At 50.1% G+C, this 20175-nt stretch carries 14 protein-coding genes; 10 read left to right on the top strand and 4 right to left on the bottom strand.

Translation table 11 applies throughout. From position 1 onward, the window contains the following. Positions 1–3243 carry a PAS domain S-box protein gene (locus tag VIS48_07365; GenBank protein HEY9165962.1) on the bottom strand — a complete coding sequence of 1081 codons (3243 nt, stop codon included), beginning with the start codon at positions 3241–3243 and terminating at the stop codon, positions 1–3. 149 nt (positions 3244–3392) lie between these two features. After that, positions 3393–4814, bottom strand: a complete 1422-nt coding sequence (locus tag VIS48_07360; GenBank protein ID HEY9165961.1) for a TatD family hydrolase — start codon at positions 4812–4814, stop codon at positions 3393–3395. 325 nt (positions 4815–5139) lie between these two features. Between VIS48_07360 and VIS48_07355 the strand changes: the two genes are divergently transcribed. The 7 genes from VIS48_07355 to VIS48_07325 are packed head-to-tail and all read left to right on the top strand — an operon-like array spanning position 5140 to position 12357. Continuing rightward, positions 5140–5709, top strand: coding sequence for a 2-oxoacid:acceptor oxidoreductase family protein (locus VIS48_07355; protein ID HEY9165960.1), 570 nt, complete (start codon positions 5140–5142; stop codon positions 5707–5709). A gap of 12 nt (positions 5710–5721) precedes the next feature. Then, positions 5722–7404, top strand: coding sequence for an NAD(P)-binding protein (locus tag VIS48_07350; protein ID HEY9165959.1), 1683 nt, complete (start codon positions 5722–5724; stop codon positions 7402–7404). Next, positions 7395–8639, top strand: coding sequence for a pyruvate ferredoxin oxidoreductase (gene porA / locus VIS48_07345; protein HEY9165958.1), 1245 nt, complete (start codon positions 7395–7397; stop codon positions 8637–8639). Before VIS48_07350 ends, porA begins: the two co-directional genes overlap by 10 nt. Positions 8640–8642: 3 nt before the next feature. Beyond that, positions 8643–9587: a thiamine pyrophosphate-dependent enzyme gene (locus tag VIS48_07340; protein ID HEY9165957.1), complete on the top strand. Its 945-nt coding sequence runs from the start codon at positions 8643–8645 to the stop codon at positions 9585–9587. 23 nt (positions 9588–9610) lie between these two features. Further along, entirely contained in the window at positions 9611–10762 is a 1152-nt protein-coding gene (locus tag VIS48_07335) for a transketolase C-terminal domain-containing protein (GenBank protein HEY9165956.1), read from the top strand. After that, the gene (locus VIS48_07330) at positions 10755–12101 is read left to right on the top strand and encodes a thiamine pyrophosphate-dependent enzyme (protein HEY9165955.1); all 1347 of its coding nucleotides are present in this window, start codon (positions 10755–10757) and stop codon (positions 12099–12101) included. The genes VIS48_07335 and VIS48_07330 overlap by 8 nt, the downstream gene beginning before the upstream one ends. A 10-nt stretch (positions 12102–12111) precedes the next feature. Further along, the gene (locus VIS48_07325; protein HEY9165954.1) at positions 12112–12357 is read left to right on the top strand and encodes a ferritin family protein; all 246 of its coding nucleotides are present in this window, start codon (positions 12112–12114) and stop codon (positions 12355–12357) included. Positions 12358–12471: 114 nt separating this feature from the next. Here VIS48_07325 and VIS48_07320 read toward each other — a convergent pair whose 3' ends face one another. Further along, positions 12472–12873: a c-type cytochrome domain-containing protein gene (locus VIS48_07320; GenBank protein HEY9165953.1), complete on the bottom strand. Its 402-nt coding sequence runs from the start codon at positions 12871–12873 to the stop codon at positions 12472–12474. Between the two features lie 284 nt (positions 12874–13157). Between VIS48_07320 and VIS48_07315 the strand changes: the two genes are divergently transcribed. The 3 genes from VIS48_07315 (at position 13158) to VIS48_07305 (ending at position 17573) form a co-directional block, all read left to right on the top strand. Next, positions 13158–16121: an amylo-alpha-1,6-glucosidase gene (locus VIS48_07315; protein ID HEY9165952.1), complete on the top strand. Its 2964-nt coding sequence runs from the start codon at positions 13158–13160 to the stop codon at positions 16119–16121. Between the two features lie 173 nt (positions 16122–16294). Further along, a complete protein-coding gene (locus VIS48_07310; GenBank protein HEY9165951.1) occupies positions 16295–16699 on the top strand; it encodes a hypothetical protein in 405 nt (134 codons plus the stop codon). Between the two features lie 220 nt (positions 16700–16919). Beyond that, on the top strand, positions 16920–17573 hold the full coding sequence (locus VIS48_07305) for a DUF6483 family protein (GenBank protein ID HEY9165950.1): 654 nt from the start codon (positions 16920–16922) through the stop codon (positions 17571–17573). 76 nt (positions 17574–17649) lie between these two features. Here the strand turns inward: VIS48_07305 and VIS48_07300 are convergent, their stop codons facing one another. Beyond that, a complete protein-coding gene (locus VIS48_07300) occupies positions 17650–19653 on the bottom strand; it encodes a DUF3857 domain-containing protein (protein ID HEY9165949.1) in 2004 nt (667 codons plus the stop codon). Positions 19654–20175: the final 522 nt, after the last annotated feature.

Genomic DNA, 20175 nt, shown 5'->3' with positions numbered 1-20175 from the left:
CTACCTGCTGCCGTCGAGCGCGTGCCTTACGTGAACCGCCAGATCACTGATGGAATACGGTTTGCCGACGACGTCGGTGACACCCATTGCGAGGAGGTCCTCCACCTTTTCGCCGACGTTAAGCCCGGTTGCAAGGAGGACATTAATGTCGGGATTAATATTTTTGAGGATCGGATAGACTTCTGTCCCCGTCATCTCCGGCATGAGCATATCGAGTATGACCAGGTTCACGTCTGAGCGATTGTCCTTGTAGATCCTTATCCCTTCAAGCGCTCCCTCGGCAATCATCACCCTGTATCCGAGACCTTCGAGTATTTCTCTTGTCAGGTCAAGCAGAGTCAACTCATCATCTATCAGGAGAATTGTCTCATTGCCGTGCGGCACCTCTTTGGATGTTACCGTCGCTTCATCGACCGGGAGTTTATCGGTAGCAGGAAGATAAATTCTGAATGTCGTGCCCCTTCCGGGTTCGCTGTAAACATTGATGAATCCCCTGTGATTCTTCACGATTCCGTAGACAATCGAAAGTCCGAGCCCGGTGCCTTTTCCGAGCGGCTTTGTAGTGAAGAACGGTTCGAATATCTTTCTCTGCGTCTCTTCATCCATTCCGATGCCGGTGTCTGAAACGGACAAGCAGGCGTAGTTGCCGGGCTTGGCATCAGCAATCTGGTGAGTGATCCTCTGGTCAAACTCCATATTGGAGGTTTCGATTCTCAATGTTCCACCGCTCGGCATCGCGTCTCGTGAATTGATGCTCAGGTTCAGGATCACGCTTTCCAGCTGGCTCGTATCCGCTTCGATTGTGAAAAGCGTAGGATCAAGGGCAGACTCAATCTTTATATTCTTCCCAATACTTCTCGTCAAAATCTTCATCGTGTCGTTGACCGTGTCGTTCATTCGTACCGGCTTGATATTGCTTTCCCTTTGCCGGGAGAACATCAGGAGCTGGGAAGTCAGTTCGGCGGCCCGCTGGGCCGAGCCGTCGAGAATATCTATATACTTTTTCAGGTTCTGGTCTGAGGCGCCGTATCGTCTTCTGAGGATTTCAAGCGCGCCATATATCGAACCGAGAAGGTTATTGAAATCATGAGCGATTCCGCTGGCCAGCTGTCCGATACTTTCCATTTTCTGTGACTGGATCAGCTGTTCTTCGAGGCGCTTGGTATCGGTGACGTCGACAACCGCGGCCTGAATCGCCGGCTTGCCCATGTAACTTATCGCCGCCGCCCATCCTTCGAGCATTTTCATGCTCCCGCTGGGTGTCATTATCCGGAGGTTGAATCTCACATCAGTGTTCGGTGTCGATGCAACCTCTGCGAATTTTCCGGAGAGCTGGACGTAATCGTTAGGATGCACGAACGAGTCTATCGATGCTCCCTGGAGCGACGACAGATCCATTTCGAAAAGGCTGCTGAGAGTCTGATTTGCAAAAACTATTTTCTCGTTTTGAAGTACAAGCACTCCGAAGAGCGAATGCTCCACAAGGCTTCTGTATTTTTCCTCCGACTCGTGAAGCGCGTTACGCACAGACTGCTCCTGTGTCACGTCACGACCGATCGCGAGGATGCCCGTGACCTTGTCGGCAGCCCGGAGTGTCGTCATGCTGAGCTCTGCAACCCGCTCCTCGTTAAACCTCGTGAGGAGCCGGACAGTATGTCTCAAGTGCTGTTCGGGTGACAAGAACAGCTCCTGGATCTTTTGCATTACATCTGAGGCACTGTCCGGGTGTACCAGCATCGAGATCGGTTTTCCCCATATTTCGTCAGCGGCGTAGTGCGTCATTTCGAAGAATCTCTTGTTGGCGAACACAAATTCACCGCGGTTATTGAAGAGCAGGACCATGTCGTTTGCTTGCTCGACAAGGTTTCTGTATCGTATCTCGGATGCACGCAGCTGTTCCTGAAGCCGCCGCTTCTCCGTAACATCTCTCTGAATTCCCCAGATCCTGACGAGATGATTTGCAGAAACTTCACCTATATATGAATTCTCGAAATAGTGAATGTTACCGAACTTGTCTTTCTCCTTTGTCTCAATATTGGTAATTGAAAAATTCTGTTCCGTGAATCTCATCTTCGATGCGATGAAACCTTCCACGTCGGCAATAAACTCCAGCGAGTGTCTTCCTATGAGTTGGTCGGGCCGGTCAAAACCATACATTTCCGCGAGTGCCTGGTTGCACTCGACGACGACGCCTTTCTCGGTGATCTGTTTCGCGATCTCGCGATTTTCACCGCGAACACTGATCGGCTCCGTGAATTCAATTCTCCAGATACCTTCTGCGCTGTTTTGTATGAAGTTCTCGTATCTTCTCCTCTGGTGCTCCGTCTCTTCCTGGGCCTTCCGTTTTTCAGTGAGGTCGACGGCATTCACTAGACAGAAAGTTGATCCTCCGAAGGTGATGTTCTTTCCCTTTATCTCGACTTCAACTTCGCCTCCAGACTTATGCTTGTACAATTTAGAAGGGATATGAACCCGTCCCTCTTCGAGTCCCTTCTTGAGATTCGCCTCCACCACGGACCTCGGCTCAGTGACCATATCGAAAAGGGTAAGAGTGCCGATGTCGGACGGTTCGTAACCGAACGAACGGAAGAAAGCTTCGTTCGCTTCGAGTATTCTGCCGGAACGCGGATCGAGTATGAATATGGCCGAACTGATCTCTGAAAGTGCTGAAGCGTATTTCTCGCGGAGTGTTTCGTAGCGGGTATTTAGGTTCCGGGAATGAAGAGTTATTGAGAGTTGTGAGGCGGCGGCTTCAAGAATCTTGGTAGACCGACCATGATCTCCCTGCGGGCCGAGCTCCGAGGAAAACGAAGCAACCAGAAAGCCGAGCGGTTTCGACCGGTACTCGAGCGGAAATACATCTATGGATTCTACACCGTCCCCGACAAGGAGCTTCTTCTTGATGCCGGCGAACTCGGGGGATTTACCGTACAAGTGGATCGGCTCCCGCAGCTTGGAAAGAGAAGCGAGCGGCTCATCGCCGTCCTTACTAATGATGGCCGGCCGATGGTGGTTGCTGCCTGAACCGGTCACGAGCTCAAAATCGCCTGTATGCTCGTCGAGCATGTAGAGCGATATCGAGTTCACTCCGCAGATACCTGAGAGAAGCTTCTGAAATTCCGAAATCCCCGGACCTACGTCGGATCCCGAGATGATGGAATCGCAGATTCTCGTGAAAGATACGAGAAGATGGTCGTCGCCGCCCAACGCATGCTCCCTGGTATGCGGCCTTTGATTCTTCATTAGGCGTCCCATTTCAGCATTAGGTCAACTGCAATATTATCGGGTTGTCATTAAAAAAACAACGAGTCACTCCCTCACGTCGGAAGCCGGTCTTCTGCGGAGGTCGTCGCAGCCGGCTGCGGCCGGCGCGGACAGTCACGACGAAGACTTTATCTAAAGAGCGGCCGATTTTTGAATTGTGCGCCGATCTCATTTTCAACAAATTCCCTTGTCTTCGCTTCCTCTCGCCCGTTCAGCCCCACGACCGACATGAACACCTCAGGAATGAACTTTCCGGCCTCCTGCGCGAAATCGATCATCGCTTGCCACTGATGCTTGTCAATCCCTCCCATCAACTTCTGATATTCCGTCGGGTCAATCGAGTTCAGGCTGATCGACACCGAGTCTATGATCCCTTGAAGTTCGGGAAGAATGTTTCTGTGGTTTATGACGCTTCCGTGTCCGTCAGTATCCAATCGCGTCCTGCCTCCTCTTTCCTTGACGTATCGCGCGACCTCCCTGACAACGTCCAGTCTTATCGTCGGCTCACCGTAACCGCAGAAAACTATTTCCTTGTACTTTAGCGGGTCGGCGATCTCTTCAATTAGTTGAGCTGCTGATGGTTCATCCGCGATGTGGAGATTGTATCCCTTCACCATGGCCTCGCCCTTGCGATCGCAGAAGATACAATCTGAGTCGCAGCGTAGAGTCAGGTTCAGGTACAATGAATCTTTTATCCGGTAAGTGATTCTCGGCTCCGGAACATCCCCGATACCGAAAAGTTTGTAGGCGTTGTATGAAGTGCATCGGCGCATGTCCTCAATAGTAAATCCCTGGAGCGTCGCAATTTTTTCCGCAATGAGAGGTATATATGAGGGCTCATTTCTTTTGCCGCGGTGAGGCGCGGGCGCGAGATATGGTGCGTCTGTCTCCAGGAGGAAGTGCTCAGGCTGGATACTCCTTACGGTCTTCTGGAGATTCGATTCGGAATCTTTCTTACCGAAAGTGATCATTCCGCTGATCCCTAAATAGAAGCCCATCTCTATGGCCCGAGTTGCAACTTCTACGGTCGAATTGAAACTGTGAAGTACTCCCCGCGGCTGCGTCTTTAACTGGTAATCAAATCTCTTTTTCAGGCTCCAGCCCGACGATATCTGTCGCTCGAGAATCTCAAGAAGGTCCGAGTCCGATTCACGGTTGTGCAGTGTGACCGGTATTTTAACTTCCTTTGCAATTTCAATTTGCTCTTCAAGAACTTTCCGCTGGACTTGGGGAGGCGAGAGATTGTAATGGTAATCAAGTCCTATCTCCCCGATGGCCACTACCTTATCATGGGACGACAGCTCGCGGATTCTGTTCAAAGAATCTGAGTCAGCCTTCGAAGCGTCATGAGGATGGAAGCCGACGGCTGCATAAACACCGGGGAATTTCTGTGAGAGTTCTATTGCGCGTTCGCTCGATGGTAGGTCCCATCCGGGAACGACGAAATTCAAGACGTTAGCATCCAAAGCTCTGGAAATTACTTCTTCAACTTTTTCGTAGTCGGCGTGATTCAAATGTGAGTGCGTATCGACAAAGCCATTCTTCTGCATTTTGAGAATTCAGGATTTAATTTGGGTTACGCACAATTTCGTGAGTTCCGGCTTGAAAATCACTGTTAAATCGCGTCCGACGAGGAATTATTCCCTTCAACAGCAGGAATCAATCGGCCGGAAGTCGGCCTCAAGAGTTGGGGTGGCTGTGGCAGGTTGTCTCATTCGTTCTTTGGGGTTTCGACTCGAAGCCTCCTAAACACGCCTAAAGGCCATCGTTCGCAGGCACGGCATTTGACCTTCTGAAATCCGTGTTCCTTGTTCCACAGCCGGAAAGGCGGACAAAATTCGCTGATCCTATGGACGAACCACAAAGGAGAACAGGATGATAGAAATTCGGATGCACGGAAGAGGTGGACAAGGCGGAGTGATCGCGGCAAAGATTCTTGCCTCCGCGATATTCAAGGAAGGTCGGTTTGCGCAATCGTTCCCTTCATTCGGGGTGGAGCGAAGAGGCGCGCCGGTTCTCGCGTTCACCAGGGTGGACGACAAGCCGGTGAGGCTGCGCACCGCGATTTATGAGCCCGACCATCTCATCATTCTTGATGCGACTCTTATTAAATCAACCGATGTATTCTCAGGACTCAAGAAAGGCGGTTCGATTCTTGTGAACTCGTCCGCCCAGGCCGGGTTGTTGGATCTACCGGACGAATATCGTATTGCTACCGTGGATGCCTCGGACATCGCAGTCAGGCACAGCCTCGGGACGAAAAGCATTCCGATAGTCAACACGGCTGTGCTTGGAGCGTTCGCGAAATTCACGGGTGTGGTAGGAATCGAGGCGGTTGTCGAAGCGATCCGCGAAGGTGTACCGATTATGCGAGATCAGAACGCCGCAGCTGCGTACGAGGCTTATGATGAAGTGAATATCCTATCGAATGTTAGTGTAAACTGAAGGTTGAGTCAAATGGAAAAATATAAATTCACCACCGTCGAAGAAATGCCGCCGCTGGCATTCTCGCTGGAGTCGACCAGAAAAATTCCTACCGGGAGCTGGCGTCATGTCAGACCAATCTATAAGACGAAAACTTCTCCCTGCTCGGTGAGTTGCCCGGCTGGCGAAAAGATACCCGATTACTTTGAACTGGTCAGACAACAGAAATATGAGGAAGCATGGTTCAAGATTCTCGAAGACAATCCACTCCCGGGCGTCACGGGAAGGGTATGTTACCATCCGTGCGAGGGGAAATGCAACAGGGCGCCGTACGATGAGGCAATCGGAGTGCATAATATCGAACGATTTGTTGCAGACAAGAACTTCCACATCAAGAAACTTCCTCCAGCCGCGGTATCGCCTAAGAGTGAAAAAGTAGCTGTCATCGGTTCAGGACCGGCGGGTCTCTCGTGCGCGTACCAGCTTGCTAGAAAAGGGTATCGAGTAACTGTCTTCGAATCGGAGCACGAACCGGGCGGAATGCTCCGGTACGGAATTCCTAATTATCGCCTCCCGAGGAATGTCCTGGATAAAGAGATCGCTGACATCACAAGTCTCGGAGTGCAGATAAAAGTCGATTCGCAAATCGGGGCGAACGTGCCATGGAGCGACCTTGAGCGTTATGATGCGGTGTTCGCCGCAGTCGGTGCCGGGCGCAGCAAGAAGATGGAAATCGAAGGCGAAGAAGCAGCCGGTGTATTTTCCGGAGTCGGTTTCTTATATCAATTGAGTATCGGGAATCAACCGAGAATCGGCCGGAACGTGCTTGTTGTCGGAGGCGGCAATACGGCAATCGATGCCGCGAGAAGCGCGCTAAGACTCGGAAAGAGGGTCACTATACTCTACCGGCGTACCAGGGCCGAAATGCCGGCGGTTCCTGAAGAAATCGAAGAGGCCGAGAAGGAAGGGGTAAAGTTCGAATTCCTTGTTGCACCGGTGAAAGTAACAACAATCAGGAAGAAGGTTTCAGGCATCCAACTCCAGCGGATGAAACTAGGTGAGCCGGACGCGAGCGGTAGACGTACTCCGATTCCGATCGCGCATTCACATCTCTCGATCAAAGGTGATACCGTCATTTCGGCAATTGGCGAAGAACCTGAACTTTCTTTTCTCCCGTATTCATTTTTGAAAAAAGGTGTACGTGTGTTTGTCGACGAAGACCATGCTACAGGTGTACCGGGAATTTTCGCCGGAGGCGATGCCGCGACAAATCCCAACGGAACTGTCGTAAACGCGATCCGCGCGGGAAAGGATGCAGCTGCTTCAATTGATGAATTCCTCGGCTGGAAAACAAAGTTGGACGACGGAATCCCTGAGGTGGTTAAGCCTGAGGACATAAATACATTCTATTTCCCCCACGAAACAAGAATTGCGGTCCCAAGGATCACTCTTGCAAGGAGCAGGATTTCTTTCAATGAAGTCAACAAGACAATAGCGGAACTGGAAGCGATCAGGGAAGTGGAGAGGTGCTTCAACTGCGGAACGTGTCTCCACTGCGACATTTGCATGACCTTTTGTCCAGACGTGTCAATTCGCAAAGACGAGTTCGGCGAATACTCGATCGACTATGACCATTGCAAAGGATGCGGGATATGTGTGAACGAGTGCCCGCGCGAGGCGATGGAGCTCGTCGAGGAGGATGTGCAATGGGAATAGATGAAAAGAGCGGGCTGATCCATCCTTCTATCGACAAAATATTGGTGATCGAAGGGACGCATGCCGCATCTTACGCGGTCATGCTCGCCCGTGTGCAAGTGATCGCCGCATATCCGATCACTCCGCAAACCGGTGTTGTCGAAAAGTTGTCGGAGATTGTCAGCCACAAAGACTTGAATGCCCGATTCATAAAAGTCGAGTCGGAGCATTCGGCAATGGCTTCCTGTATCGGCGCATCGATCGCCGGCGCCCGGGCGTTCACCGCAACGTCATCCCAGGGTCTAGCGCTCATGCATGAACTTCTTCACTGGTCGGCCGGAAGCAGACTTCCCATCGTAATGGTTAATGTCAACCGTGCCATGGCCCCTCCATGGTCGATCTATGTCGACCATAATGACTCACTCTCGCAGCGTGACACGGGCTGGCTGCAGTTCTACGCTGAGAGCAACCAGGAAGTTCTCGACACGGTTATACAAGCTTTCAAGATTGCCGAAACTGTATCGTTGCCGATAATGATTAATCTCGATGCATTTGTTCTAAGTCATACATCGGAACCTGTTGCTATTCCGCGGCAAGAAGTAGTGGACGAATTTCTTCCTCAAAGGAGAGCCCAGTTTCGGATCGACCCGGCTGAGCCGCGCGCCTACGGGGCACTTATCGGGCCCGAAGCTTATATGGAAATGAGATATAAACTCTTTCAAGCGATGGAGGATGCGCGCCAGGTTATCCGTGACACTGATTCAGAATATTCGCAGAAGTTCGGCCGCTCGTACGGAGGACTTGTAGAATCATATTGCGTAGAGGGCGCCGAGGTCGTTCTCATTACCTCGGCTACAGCGGTGAGCACTGCCCGGATCGCAGTTGATGAAATGAGAAGTCTCGGATTCCCGGTTGGGCTCTTAAAGGTCAGGACTTTCCGTCCTTTTCCGCTGGAAGAGATTCGGGAACTTGCACGGCACGTTGGAAAGATCGGTGTCTTGGATAGAAACGTGTCCTTCGGCGCGTCCGGCATCATTTACCAGGAGACGAAGGCAGTTCTTTATAACGCCCAGGAAAGACCTAAGCTCTTCGGATTCATCGCGGGCCTTGGGGGAAGAGATATCACTCCGGATACAGTTAAAGAGATCTTTTCGTACATGCTCAACCACGAAACGCCCGACCATGAATCCGTATGGATAGGATTGAAGCAGCGAAGTGACGGTCCGGAAATCGGTCCACCGGAAAAGGGAGCGTAGGAAATGGGACAAATTAAATATCAGTTACCATCTGAAGAGATAATGTCTCCGGGCCATTTCGCCTGTCCGGGCTGCGGCGGCGCGCTCACAATGAGATATGTTCTCGACGTTCTTGGGAGAAAGACTGCACTTGTAATACCAGCTTGTTGCTGGTCGGTAATAGACGGCCCGGCCCCGTATTCCGCCGCCGGAGTTCCCGTTTATCACGCCGCGTTTGAGACTGCCGCGTCGACATCATGCGGACTGAAAGCCGGTCTTGAAATGATCGGTGACCACGATACCACGGTAGTCGCCTTTGCCGGTGACGGAGGGACTTTTGATATCGGCTTCCAGGCCTTGTCGGGTGCGGCCGAACGTAATGAGGATTTCATTTATGTCTGCTACGATAACGAAGCTTACATGAATACAGGAATCCAGAGAAGTTCTGCGACGCCGTACGGCGCGTGGACAACAACCACGCCTTCTGACGCGCCTAAGGCAGAACGCAAGAAGAATATTGATGAAATCCTCGCGGCACACAGAATCCCGTATCTCGCGACGGCGACTGTGGCGTACCCCGACGACTTGATGATGAAAGTGCGAAAGGCGAAAGAAATCAAGGGGACGCGGTTCATTCACGTATTCTCACCGTGTCCGCCCGGATGGAAATACGAGCCCGAAGATTCTATTAGAATCTGCCGGATCGCAATCGAAAGCAAAATCTTCCCGCTCATGGAAGTTTTCGATGGCGTTGACTTTCGACTGAACCACGAACCGGCCGGGACACCTGTGAGAGAATATTTGAAGATGCAGGGACGATTCAGGCACCTCAACGAAGAACAGATCGAGTTTGTGCAGGCTTCTGTCGACGAGGAGTGGAATCGACTGCTGACCAGGGTTTCCGCCTCGAAGACTAATTCTCATCCATCGATAAAGAACCGGACGCGCAAAGCTCGGGCCCGGAAGTAAAGCAAGTGAGGGACTGAATCGGAATGCCGCAGTTCAGGATCAGGAACGGAAATCAGATGATTGCCGAGGGCGCGATAGCCGCAGGGTGCAGATTTTTTGCAGGCTACCCGATCACCCCTGCATCGGGAATTTATAAGTATATGATCGATGAACTGCCGAGGCTGGGTGATGTGGCGATAAGCTCACCGGACGAGATTTCCGCTCTGGCTTTTTGTGTGGGTGCGTCTCAGCGGGGATTCAAATCAATGACTGCGACTTCGGGACCGGGGTTCTCACTCATGGTAGAGACGCTCCAGTATGCCGTAATGACAGAGACACCTTTGGTAATCGCGCTAGTTCAGCGTCTCGGACCGAGCACTGGAGGCGCAACCCAGGGCGGCCAGGGAGATGCCCTCCTCGTCGGCCATTCCATAGCCGGCGGTTACACGATCCCTGTATACTCACCGTCCGATCCCTACGAGGCGTATGATCTGACTATCCACGCCTTCAATGTGGCCGAGAGACTCCGCACACCGGTCGTTATCCTGACGGATAAAGAAGTCGCGATGACTTCGGAAAATGTCGACTACGATCGACTTCCTAAATCGGAAACGTCGTCCAGGAAATATTATCAAAATAAAAACGGTGACGCCTTCAAGAACTATTACTTTAAAGAGAGAAAAGATGTGCCTGAGTTCGCGCCTGTCGGGGGCGATGAGAAGGTCGTTATCACCGGTTCAGCCCACGATATGTCGGGAAGTCTACAGAAGAATTCTCCCGAGACTTTGGAAGTACTTGCTCACCTTCATGAAAAAGTTATTGCGAGACAGGATGATATAACTCGGGTGTTGCTCGACGCTGAAGACGATGCACAAACACTAATAATCAGCTATGGAGTGAGCGCGCGTACATCGCGTGAAGCTGTCGCGAAGTTGAGAGAAAAAGGGGAATCGATCTCATTCATGAATGCGCAAACTTTGTTTCCCATTCCTGAAGCGGCATTGATGAAATCCGCCGCTCGAGTGAATTCCGTAATGGTAGTCGAAGAAAACCTGACAGGCCTCTATAAAGGGGAGGTTGTCAAAATCTTAGGTGGAAAGAAAGTGACGGGTATAAACGGGATAGGAAGAATGATAACACCCGCAGAGATCGAGGAATCGGTTCTTGCATTGAAGGGAGCCGACGCGAATGGCTGATATGCCGATTGGGGCAGCTCCGTCAACCTACCTCAAGGTCGACGCGAAATTCCCGTTCTGCAAAGGGTGCGGGCACCATCACATAACTCATGCGATTGACGCCGCACTCGTAAAACTAAAAATTCCTCCTCATAACATAAACATCACGAGCGATATCGGATGCGTCGGACTTGTGGACGCCCTTTTCCATTCCGTTCACACCTTTCACACAACTCACGGTCGTTCAACAGCCTTTGCAACGGGAGTTGAAATTGCCGACTCGATACTCGATGACTCGAAGTTAAAAAACGTCGTCGTCATCGGTGACGGAGGAGCAATGATAGGGCTGCTCCACCTGGTTAATGCCGCGCAGCTGAACGCCGACGTTACAGTAATATTGTACAACAATTTTCTTTTTGGAATGACAGGCGGCCAGAATTCAAGTTTCTCACCGATGGATTTCATCACCGCAACAACTCCTCGAGGGAACATAATCCCGCCGATCGATATAGTGTCTATACTTGAAGGTGCGGGAGCCGGGTTTCTCGCTAGAAAGACCGCGACCGACAGGGATCTCTCGACCGTGATCGCGCAAGCTATCGATCACCCGGGCTTCGCTCTTGTGGAAGTCCTTGAGCTTTGTACGGAATACGCAACGCGTGGAAATTCCATAAGGGGAAACAAGCTGGCGGAAATTTATCCCGGAAAAACTACGGAGCTGGGAATCATCGTGAATCGGGCAGACCGTCTCGAATTCGGAGAGGCATACAAGAATAAATTTCCCGTACCACGCGAGACATCCGGAAGTAAATCGGCATTCCTCTCTCCTCAATATGGCAACAGCCTGACAAAGAAGATGGGATTCGTAATCGCGGGCACGGCAGGAGAGAGAGTCCAATTCTCTGCGCATCTTCTTGTCGAAGCGGCTGTCCTGTCTGGATTAAACGCTACTCAGAAAAATGACAATCCGGTTACTCAGGGAAGCGGATTTTCGCTGTCGGAGGTGGTTCTCTCACCTGACGAAATCTATTTCACGGGGATCGAGTCACCCGATTTCATTATCGCGGTTTCCGAAGAGGGAACCCACGAGCTCGAGTCACAGGGAGTCTTCAAGCGCTCTGGAGAGGAAACCCTGATTATCGCCGACAGTCATCTGGAAATTCCGAAATGCAAAGGAAGAATAGTAAAAGTTGGACTAAGGGAAAAGTACTCAGGAAGCGGCGCCTCGTTGGGAGGAATACTCCTCGCGTTGAAAATGAGCGGTATCATGACTATGAAAGCTTTCCGGGATTCAATTTCCAGACAAAAGAAAGCTGAGCCGCTCCTATCTATCATGAAGAAGTTTGAACACGAAGGTTGACGGAGGTGAAATGAAGGACTGTGCCGAGATTAACGAAACGATTACTTCTATCCTTGAAGAAGCGATCAAGAGCGAGATCGATTCCGAAAAGAAATATCTTCACGGAGCCAAGATCGCATGCGATCCACAGGTCAAGGAAGTACTTCTCTCATTGGCCGGGATGGAACATGAGCACAAGGAAATATTGACAAAGAAACTTCAAGAGCTTCGGGCCCAAATGACTGTCGTAAATCAGATGAACGAAATGTTTGAGTGATTAAGTAAAAAGCTCCATTACACATCTGTCTTTAATTTCGACAGGTGTCCGTATCCTCTGTTCCCCTTCGCGTGCTTACTTCTTGCTTTCCACCTTTTCCGCCTGGCGCTTTTCTTAATTGTATTTTGCGCCTTCGCTGATCCAGACTTTGAGTCCGTGAATCTGGTTCTGATTCAATGTTGGAATGGGGGTAGGCGGCATGATCCCTCCGATTCCCGTGACGCGCTGAATCAGAACGCTGTGGACCGTGTCTTTGGCAATTACGGCTCCCGGGTAAGAAATCAACGTGAAGTAACTCGACAGATCAAGCCCTCCCGCGAGATCGGTACTGTTATGACATCCTACAGAATTACACTTAAGGTCGAAAAGCGGCTGCACCTGCCCGAAGTAGCTTACCCCAGAGGAGGGAAAGACGATGTCGGTCTGACCGGTCGACGAGTCAAGTGTGTTCTTGCAAGAAGTCACCGCGCAAGAGATCGCGAACGCTATCAATCCTATTGCAAGAATTTTTCTCACGAATCAATTTAACATTCCAATATTTTGAATCAATGACAATCGTAAGTGACTATGTTTCACAGGCTTTCAAATGTTCACCCGCTTCTTTAAATTGTGCCGATGAGAGCGATAGTGTTTTTCGTTGCGTTGACTTTTTATATGGCAATTGCGACAGTTGATACGACACCCGTTGAGCCAACCCCCATCGTCTATGTGATGCCGAGAAAACGCCTCAGTCTTCCAAGACGCCGATGTCCGAATCTCTATGACATCGGGATACGATCCTGAATCAAACTAGGTGAAATATGCATTGCTTCCTGGCACTTCTCCTCCTCGGAGGGGCGTCCCCTCATGGATTATCGATCGAAAGCCTTGGCATCAGAGCCGAAAACCAGATAAAGTGGTACAGCTACACAAACAAGGAATCCGGTTTTTATTTCGGCGAGGCAAACGGGATTAACACCGCCCCCTACCAGGGATGGACGGTTTATGACAATCCTGTCCTGAAGGATTACTCCGTCACCGCGGATGGAACCTCCCTGGACCGTTCCGAAGCGGCGACCACCGTTTTTCCCGACAGGCTCGTGCGGAAATACAAATCTGATGTGGTTGAGACGTTTACTATGCTTGATACTTTCAATGCCCTGCTCATCCAATGTCAATCTCCTCATGAAATGAAATTTGAATTTAGACTCCTATTCAATTCAGTCGACGCTCGAACGTTCTCAGTCCAAAAGGGGAAATACGTTCTCTTCGAAAATACTTCCGTGCCTGAAGGCACTTATGGCCGCTGGATCGCACTTGGCGGAGGGAAGTCGGATCTTGTCAAACACGCCGACAGGTCAGGTCCATTCGTTTCCCCAGCTTTCTTAAAGACAAAAGGGAGAGACGTCACGTTCATTGTCTCGTGTGGAAGAACCCGCTCTGAAGTGGAGCACATACTTTCTCTCGTCTCGACGGATTATCGGGAGCTCGCCGCCGGCAGGAAAAACCGGATGCAAGAAGTCCTGAACAAGTCTTATTTTTCGTCGGGTGATGAGCGACTTGACAAAGCTGTGGCGTGGGCGAAACTCTCCTTCGACGCGCTTCTCTCCGATCAGGGAATGAAGGGGATATGGGCGGGACTACCATGGTTCAATGATTATTGGGGGCGCGACAGTTTTATCTCGTTACCGGCCGCACTCTATATCGGAGATTTCAAAAGAGCCAGACAGATCATTCTCGACTTTGCGGCAAAGCAAGAACTCGATTCGACGAGCACGAATTACGGCCGAATCCCCAATCTCATAACTCCTAAAGAAGTCATTTATAATACTGCCGACGGCACTCCGTTGTTTGTGTACTCTGTCTTTATGTATTACGCAATGACAGGAGACAGGATTCTCCTATTCCAGGTCTATCCGGCGATTAGAAAAGCGTTTGAGGGAAGCATAGGGTACCACATCGGGAAGGATCTCTTCCTGGTACATGGCGACCAGGAAACGTGGATGGATGCAGTTGGTCCGAAGGGGCCGTACACGCCTCGCGGCTCGAGAGCCGTCGACGTTCAGTCAGATTGGCTGAAGGAGATTCTCGCCACACGGTATCTGTCGCGACAGGCAGGTGATACCCAGCTTTTCGAAGCCACAACGGAGTTCGCAAAAAGGATGATCGCAAATTTCAATCAGAGATTCATTGACACCACGGGCCTTCGTCTGTATGATCACTTAAACGTCGACGATTCGCCGGACTCCTCTTTAAGGCCGAACCAGTTGTTTTCACTATGGATGCTAAGTGATCGCACATTGCGCGCGAAAATTCTCAAGGAGACCGTGGAAAAACTCGTCTATCCCTGGGGAGTCGCCACTTTGTTCCAGGGAGACACAAATTTTCATCCGTACCATAACGATCAGCCTTATTACGTCCCGGATGCCGCCTATCACAACGGTACCGTCTGGCCATGGCTGACCGGACCTCTTGTCTCAAATCTCGTCCTGGAGTCGGAGCAAGATTTTGCGTACGCGTGCACGTCATACCTGACGAACGAGATACTGAATGGCAAGACTGCCGGCACTCTCCCTGAGCTGTTCGACGCTTTTCCTCGCGAAGGCCGGGACAGACCTGAGGAGTCGGGAGCATTCAGCCAGGCATGGAGCCTCGCAGAGTATATCAAGTCGCTTTACGAGGACTACCTCGGAGTACAGGTCGATGTGCCGGGAGGATCGATAACCCTTACACCCCATCTGCCCAGCGGCTTGCACCATGTGGCTTTCAGGATGAACTCCGGACAGAATCAGGATTACTTTGTCACTTATTCTGTCGAGAATGATAATACTCAGATATCGATTGTTCCCCTGGACAGCGCCGTCGGTACTGTGTTCAAGATTTTCGGCAATGTTGGGGGAGAAAGACATATTCGCACTGCATTTTATTTTCAGGGTAGAGATACTATCAACGTCACTTTGACAGCCGACACGATCCTCGCCGACACGAATGGCGTCCCGTTCATCGTGAATAATCTCAAAAATTTCGTGCTGCACGATACGACGCTGGACAATTTACATTTCCAGACGCCTAAGTGCGACTCGAGCTGGAGCTTTCTACGGGAAAGCGATTTCACGATTCTCAAATTGAGCGATATAAAGAAGATGGACCGTAGCGCGACGGTGTTAGCAGCTGCTGAAGATTCTACTTATGACGACCGGGGCCCCGGCGGAAGTTATACGTATCCTCTTAATCAATATTTTCAGAAGGGAATTCTCGATCTAACTCGCGCAAAAATCTCTTCCGATTCCGGAAGAGTTTTTTTCGAGCTCTATTTCAGAAATCTCGTGAACCCGATGTGGCATCCGGAATATGGATTCCAATTGACATTCGTCGCAATTGCGATTGGAGACGGGATCGATGGGACGTTGGATGTAAGTAGAAATTCCGATTACACTCTTCCGGAAGAAAGAGGTTATCAGAGAGTTGTATTTGTTGGAGGTGGGATCGAGGTCTGTGACAGAACGGGAAAGAAGATTGCATCATACATTCCGGCAGCAGGTGATGCTGCAGATCCACTTGGGAACACCGCGGCAAAAGAGATCTCGTTCTCATTACCGGATTCCATATTAGGGAAACCGAACGCCCGATGGAGGATAACAGTCCTGGTGGGGGCTCAGGATGATCATGGCGGTGGGGGAGTAGGAGATTTCAGGACGATAGGAAAGACCGCCTCGGAGTGGGAAGGCGGAGGCAAGTCCAAGCAAGAACTTCCCAATGTGTACGATGAGCTCATCGTGCGATAGCGCACAAGGTTTTTACGGATAGGAACTACGCTGTACTGACCTTCGTTAAACAGGTTGAATTGACTCCGATTGTTCGTGAAGATCTGCAGGAAACATTCAACGAATACAATTCGTCTGTCATTTAATCAAGTGAAGTGGACCAAACAATTATTTTATCAACGAGGGGAATCTTAATGAGAAAGATAGGTTTCATTCTATTTGCAGTTGCATTTGCCGCATGTTCAAAGTCCTCAAGCAATCCCATGACGCCAAGCGGCGACATAAGTTTTGCCAGCCAGGTACAGCCTATCTTCACGGCGAACTGCGCGGTCAGCGGATGTCATGCGGGTTCATCACCTCAACAAGGAATGGATCTATCCAGCGGCAAGGCCTATTCGAACATTGTGAACGTTCGGAGTATCGAAATCTCCACCTACTATCGCGTAAACCCGTCGCACTCGGACAGCAGCTTCCTCTATTTCAAAGTGTCCGGCAACTCGATAGCCGGGGCCCGAATGCCATACCAAAGGGCGGCACTCTCTGCCGCCGACGTCCAGACTATTAAAGACTGGATCGATCAGGGTGCTAAGAACAACTAAAGCGTGTGTTGGAATTCGAGGCGCCGATAGGAATTGCTCCTTGAATCCATTTGAATATTCTGCCCGCCGGCGGCAAGCCGCAAAGGTCGCTCATTCAGGATGAGAGGAACCTTTGAGACTGAGACGCTGGCAATTATCTGGCTTCTAAGGATTTTCGGTCATAATTTCTGTAGCAGATAAGAAGAGGGCTGCCCGAAATCTCATTGCGACCGGAATCACCATGCTCTCGCGCGATTACATAATGAGAATGACAAACCTGCTGGCAAAGGCGCTGGCGCGCGTCCTATTCCTCAAGGAAATCAAGAACTACGAAGAGGCGCTCGTGGAAGTTGAAAAAACCGGCAGCTCGCTCCTCGGACTCGACCTGGAAGTATTTGAAAAGATTCCGCTCGCAAACGTGAAATCTCTTCTCGGCTCCGATGCGACTATCCGGCAATCGAAACTTTTTGCGGCCGGCATGCTTCTGAAAGAGAAGGCGGAAATCCGGGAGTCTCAAGGGGAAGAAGAGGATAGCGTGTTTCTTAATTTGAAATCGCTCGAACTTCTTGTTGAGGAATTGCCGGACTCGAAAGAGTTTGGAGAGGGGAAATGGAAGCAGGGAGTGGAATTGCTTGTCGAGCGGATTAAGGGTTATGACCGGCCGATTGAATTGAAGCGAAGACTCGCGGCATATTACGAGTTTGTCGGGGAGTACGACCGATTGGAAAATACCGTATTCGACATCCTTGAGTCTGATCCCGGATTTGTCTCGGACGGGATCTTGATCTACGAGCGTCTCTCCAGGAAAACGGACGATGAACTCGAATCAGGCAAGCTTCCACGCAACGAAGTGATGGAAGCGCTGGAAATACTTAGATCGCACCCCGGCTTATAGCTGCCACATCATCCACTCGTGTCAGCGTTGTCCCGTTAAACGTCCCCATCAGTAATCCCGATAAATCGTGTGCCGCCTACTGGTTCGCAGTCAGCACTATTTTTTCGCTCGCTTTTGTTCTCATCGTCTCGATAAGACTCTTCATCTTCGTGTAGCTTCCCGCTGGGATGTCCCGTGATTTTACCGAAAACGTCTCGAGTATTTTGATATGCCCATCCCCGGCATCTTCATAATTCTTCATGTAGTAGAGACCGTCGCTCGTGAGGTAAGCATACTTTGGCATGTTCATGATCTTATACTGGTTCCGCGGGATGTCGATCTCAATCGTCTTATTAATAGTATAGGGATAATTGAACTCGATGTCGTAGGTCCGTTTATCCCGCGAAAGCCAGGACCAGTCCCCGCGAAGTGTAAAAGGATCGGTGTTGAGAAAAATCATGTCACCTTGTTTCTCAAGAGCGTTCGGCACTTTGAGCTTGAAATTGAAAACAAGATCGTTGTTGAGTGAATCCAGGTCTGAAAAGGAATAATCTTCTACAGACGCGTTCAGGTATTCGTTCGCGACGAGTGACTTGCAGAATTTTATCATTTCGTCATGCGTCTTTTCATAGAAGAAGGATCGCGTTTCGAAATTACTCTGTCCTTTGAATGTCATTGTAATATCGAAATCTGTCTCGTTCGTTCCGGCTATTTTTACTTTCAAGTCTATGTTTTCGACATTGTCGGTGTACCTGCTTGACGGAATGGTCTCGATAGTGGAAGTCGCATCGTCATTCATGACAAGCGCGTTGACTCCTTCGTCCCCTGAGGGGATTTCTCCTACCGGACAATGATCCACAGTTGGATCAAGCCAATAGCTCTTGCCCGATTGTGTGAAAACTTTTACGATCATGTGGTTGAATTCCCACGATGGGAAGTCAGCGTGGACAACTCCTTCATCACTCGTCAAGACCAGGACTGGCTTTGCCTTTATGCCCAAACTTTTCAAGAGACTCAGAAGAAGGATGGATTTATCTTTACAGTCGCCATACTTTCTTTCCAAAACTTTCTGTGGTTCGGAAGGGGCGTAACCGCCTTTCCCGATTTCAATCGCGATGTATGTGAGTTTCTGCACGAACTCATAAGTCTTCTCGATTTTGTCAAGTTCGTCAGTAGACCCGCTGGTAATCTCCTTTGCCTTCGCTGAGATTTCGTCGGTCATTATCAAATGGGGCTGGAAGAACTGCTTGTAATACCAATCTGAAATGTCGTTCCACGTTTTCCAATCAGAGGGTGCAAACCTCACGTAGCGGACGTACTTATCATAGGACGGCATCCTCGGGTCAGGTTTGAAAGCGGGGATGTTCGTTTGAACCCAATCAAACGTGACGTTACGGTCTATTGAAGCCGACTCCGACGCAAATTGCTGCTGTTTGACAACTGGCTTTCCGAGGTCGCAGTTGTACACCATGTAGCGCCATGACCATCCGGCACCGCCTTGCGATTCAGGTGCCATCAACAAGACGGGCACCGTAAGAGTATAATCAGCCCTTAACTTCGGTAGATCTTCCTCCTGAATATCCCACTGGTCCTGAATGAACGGGTAAGCTTCCCTCATATCGTAGTGATATTCGACTATGCAGTTCTTTTCTATTCCCGGAAAGGTAAACCTTGTCTTCTTCCGGTCTGAGTAGAAAACATAATCGCTGCCGTTTCCGGTGATTGTATGAAAATCCTCATCTTTCACCTCGATAATTGACCCATCAGGTTTAATCGTCCTGGCGGAGAGATTGGTCAGTTTGTCATTGGGACCGCTCCATATTTCCACGGAGGCGTTGTCCTCGATATTTCTAAAGAGCTTGACAACCCTGGTCACCGACTCAACTGTCCTGACCTTGTAGTCGTTGTCGATGTACACCAGGACGTTGTGGACTTCGGAGAGAACGAGCGCATCCGCATCGGGATAATCCTTCTGCTCCGGGAAATCCTTTACGCCTAGTTCGGTCTTGAGTGATTCCAAGTCTACAAATGAACTTGAGGAACAGGAAATGGATATCACCGGCATTAGGATCGCTGCCGCCAGAAGTAAAATGGTCTTCATCTTTTCTCCGGCTTTTGATGAGAGGATCGATTGCGTGGACGCCCCCTCGTGTCCACACTTTCTATATTCATTTGTCATACTATCAGGAAGAATCCCTCTTCGGGAAATACAATCCGCTACATCTTTGGCGTCCTAATACTTAATCTTAATCTAAGAGTCCCTGCCTGACGATGGAATAATATAATCAGATTATTACAAAAATTCTCAAGACAAGATTGAGAGTGCCGAGTTCCGGACATTGATCAAATGCGAAGTGGATGACCTGCATGCGCAATCTTATGTCTAATCGGGGGTAAGCCATGCCTTGGTTCCGGAATCGATCGGAGAATCTTGCGAGAGCCTATGTCGAGAAGATAAATGACGATTCTGAATTGCGCGCGAAAATATTGGTTTTTTGCAATTGCCAATAAGAATCAGCTGCGACACTCTCGAAATAACAGTTGCAGAGATATTCCGTGCCGGTTATACTGACGTCGAGGACGCACAAATTACGGACATCTAATTTTCCAGAGCTCATGAGAA

This window comes from Candidatus Kryptoniota bacterium, from assembly GCA_036567965.1.
Classification (GTDB): Bacteria; Bacteroidota; Ignavibacteria; order Kryptoniales; family JAKASW01; genus JAKASW01.
This window is presented reverse-complemented; position numbering and strand designations above follow the sequence as displayed.

Excerpts from the sequence above, each read along its gene's own strand:
- VIS48_07365 (HEY9165962.1), bottom strand. The coding sequence starts at position 3,243 with ATGAAGAATCAAAGGCCGCATACCAGGGAGCATGCGTTGGGCGGCGAC.
- VIS48_07360 (HEY9165961.1), bottom strand. The coding sequence starts at position 4,814 with ATGCAGAAGAATGGCTTTGTCGATACGCACTCACATTTGAATCACGCC.
- VIS48_07355 (HEY9165960.1), top strand. The coding sequence starts at position 5,140 with ATGATAGAAATTCGGATGCACGGAAGAGGTGGACAAGGCGGAGTGATC.
- VIS48_07350 (HEY9165959.1), top strand. The coding sequence starts at position 5,722 with ATGGAAAAATATAAATTCACCACCGTCGAAGAAATGCCGCCGCTGGCA.
- porA (HEY9165958.1), top strand. The coding sequence starts at position 7,395 with ATGGGAATAGATGAAAAGAGCGGGCTGATCCATCCTTCTATCGACAAA.
- VIS48_07340 (HEY9165957.1), top strand. The coding sequence starts at position 8,643 with ATGGGACAAATTAAATATCAGTTACCATCTGAAGAGATAATGTCTCCG.
- VIS48_07335 (HEY9165956.1), top strand. The coding sequence starts at position 9,611 with ATGCCGCAGTTCAGGATCAGGAACGGAAATCAGATGATTGCCGAGGGC.
- VIS48_07330 (HEY9165955.1), top strand. The coding sequence starts at position 10,755 with ATGGCTGATATGCCGATTGGGGCAGCTCCGTCAACCTACCTCAAGGTC.
- VIS48_07325 (HEY9165954.1), top strand. The coding sequence starts at position 12,112 with ATGAAGGACTGTGCCGAGATTAACGAAACGATTACTTCTATCCTTGAA.
- VIS48_07315 (HEY9165952.1), top strand. The coding sequence starts at position 13,158 with ATGCATTGCTTCCTGGCACTTCTCCTCCTCGGAGGGGCGTCCCCTCAT.
- VIS48_07310 (HEY9165951.1), top strand. The coding sequence starts at position 16,295 with ATGAGAAAGATAGGTTTCATTCTATTTGCAGTTGCATTTGCCGCATGT.
- VIS48_07305 (HEY9165950.1), top strand. The coding sequence starts at position 16,920 with ATGCTCTCGCGCGATTACATAATGAGAATGACAAACCTGCTGGCAAAG.
- VIS48_07300 (HEY9165949.1), bottom strand. The coding sequence starts at position 19,653 with ATGAAGACCATTTTACTTCTGGCGGCAGCGATCCTAATGCCGGTGATA.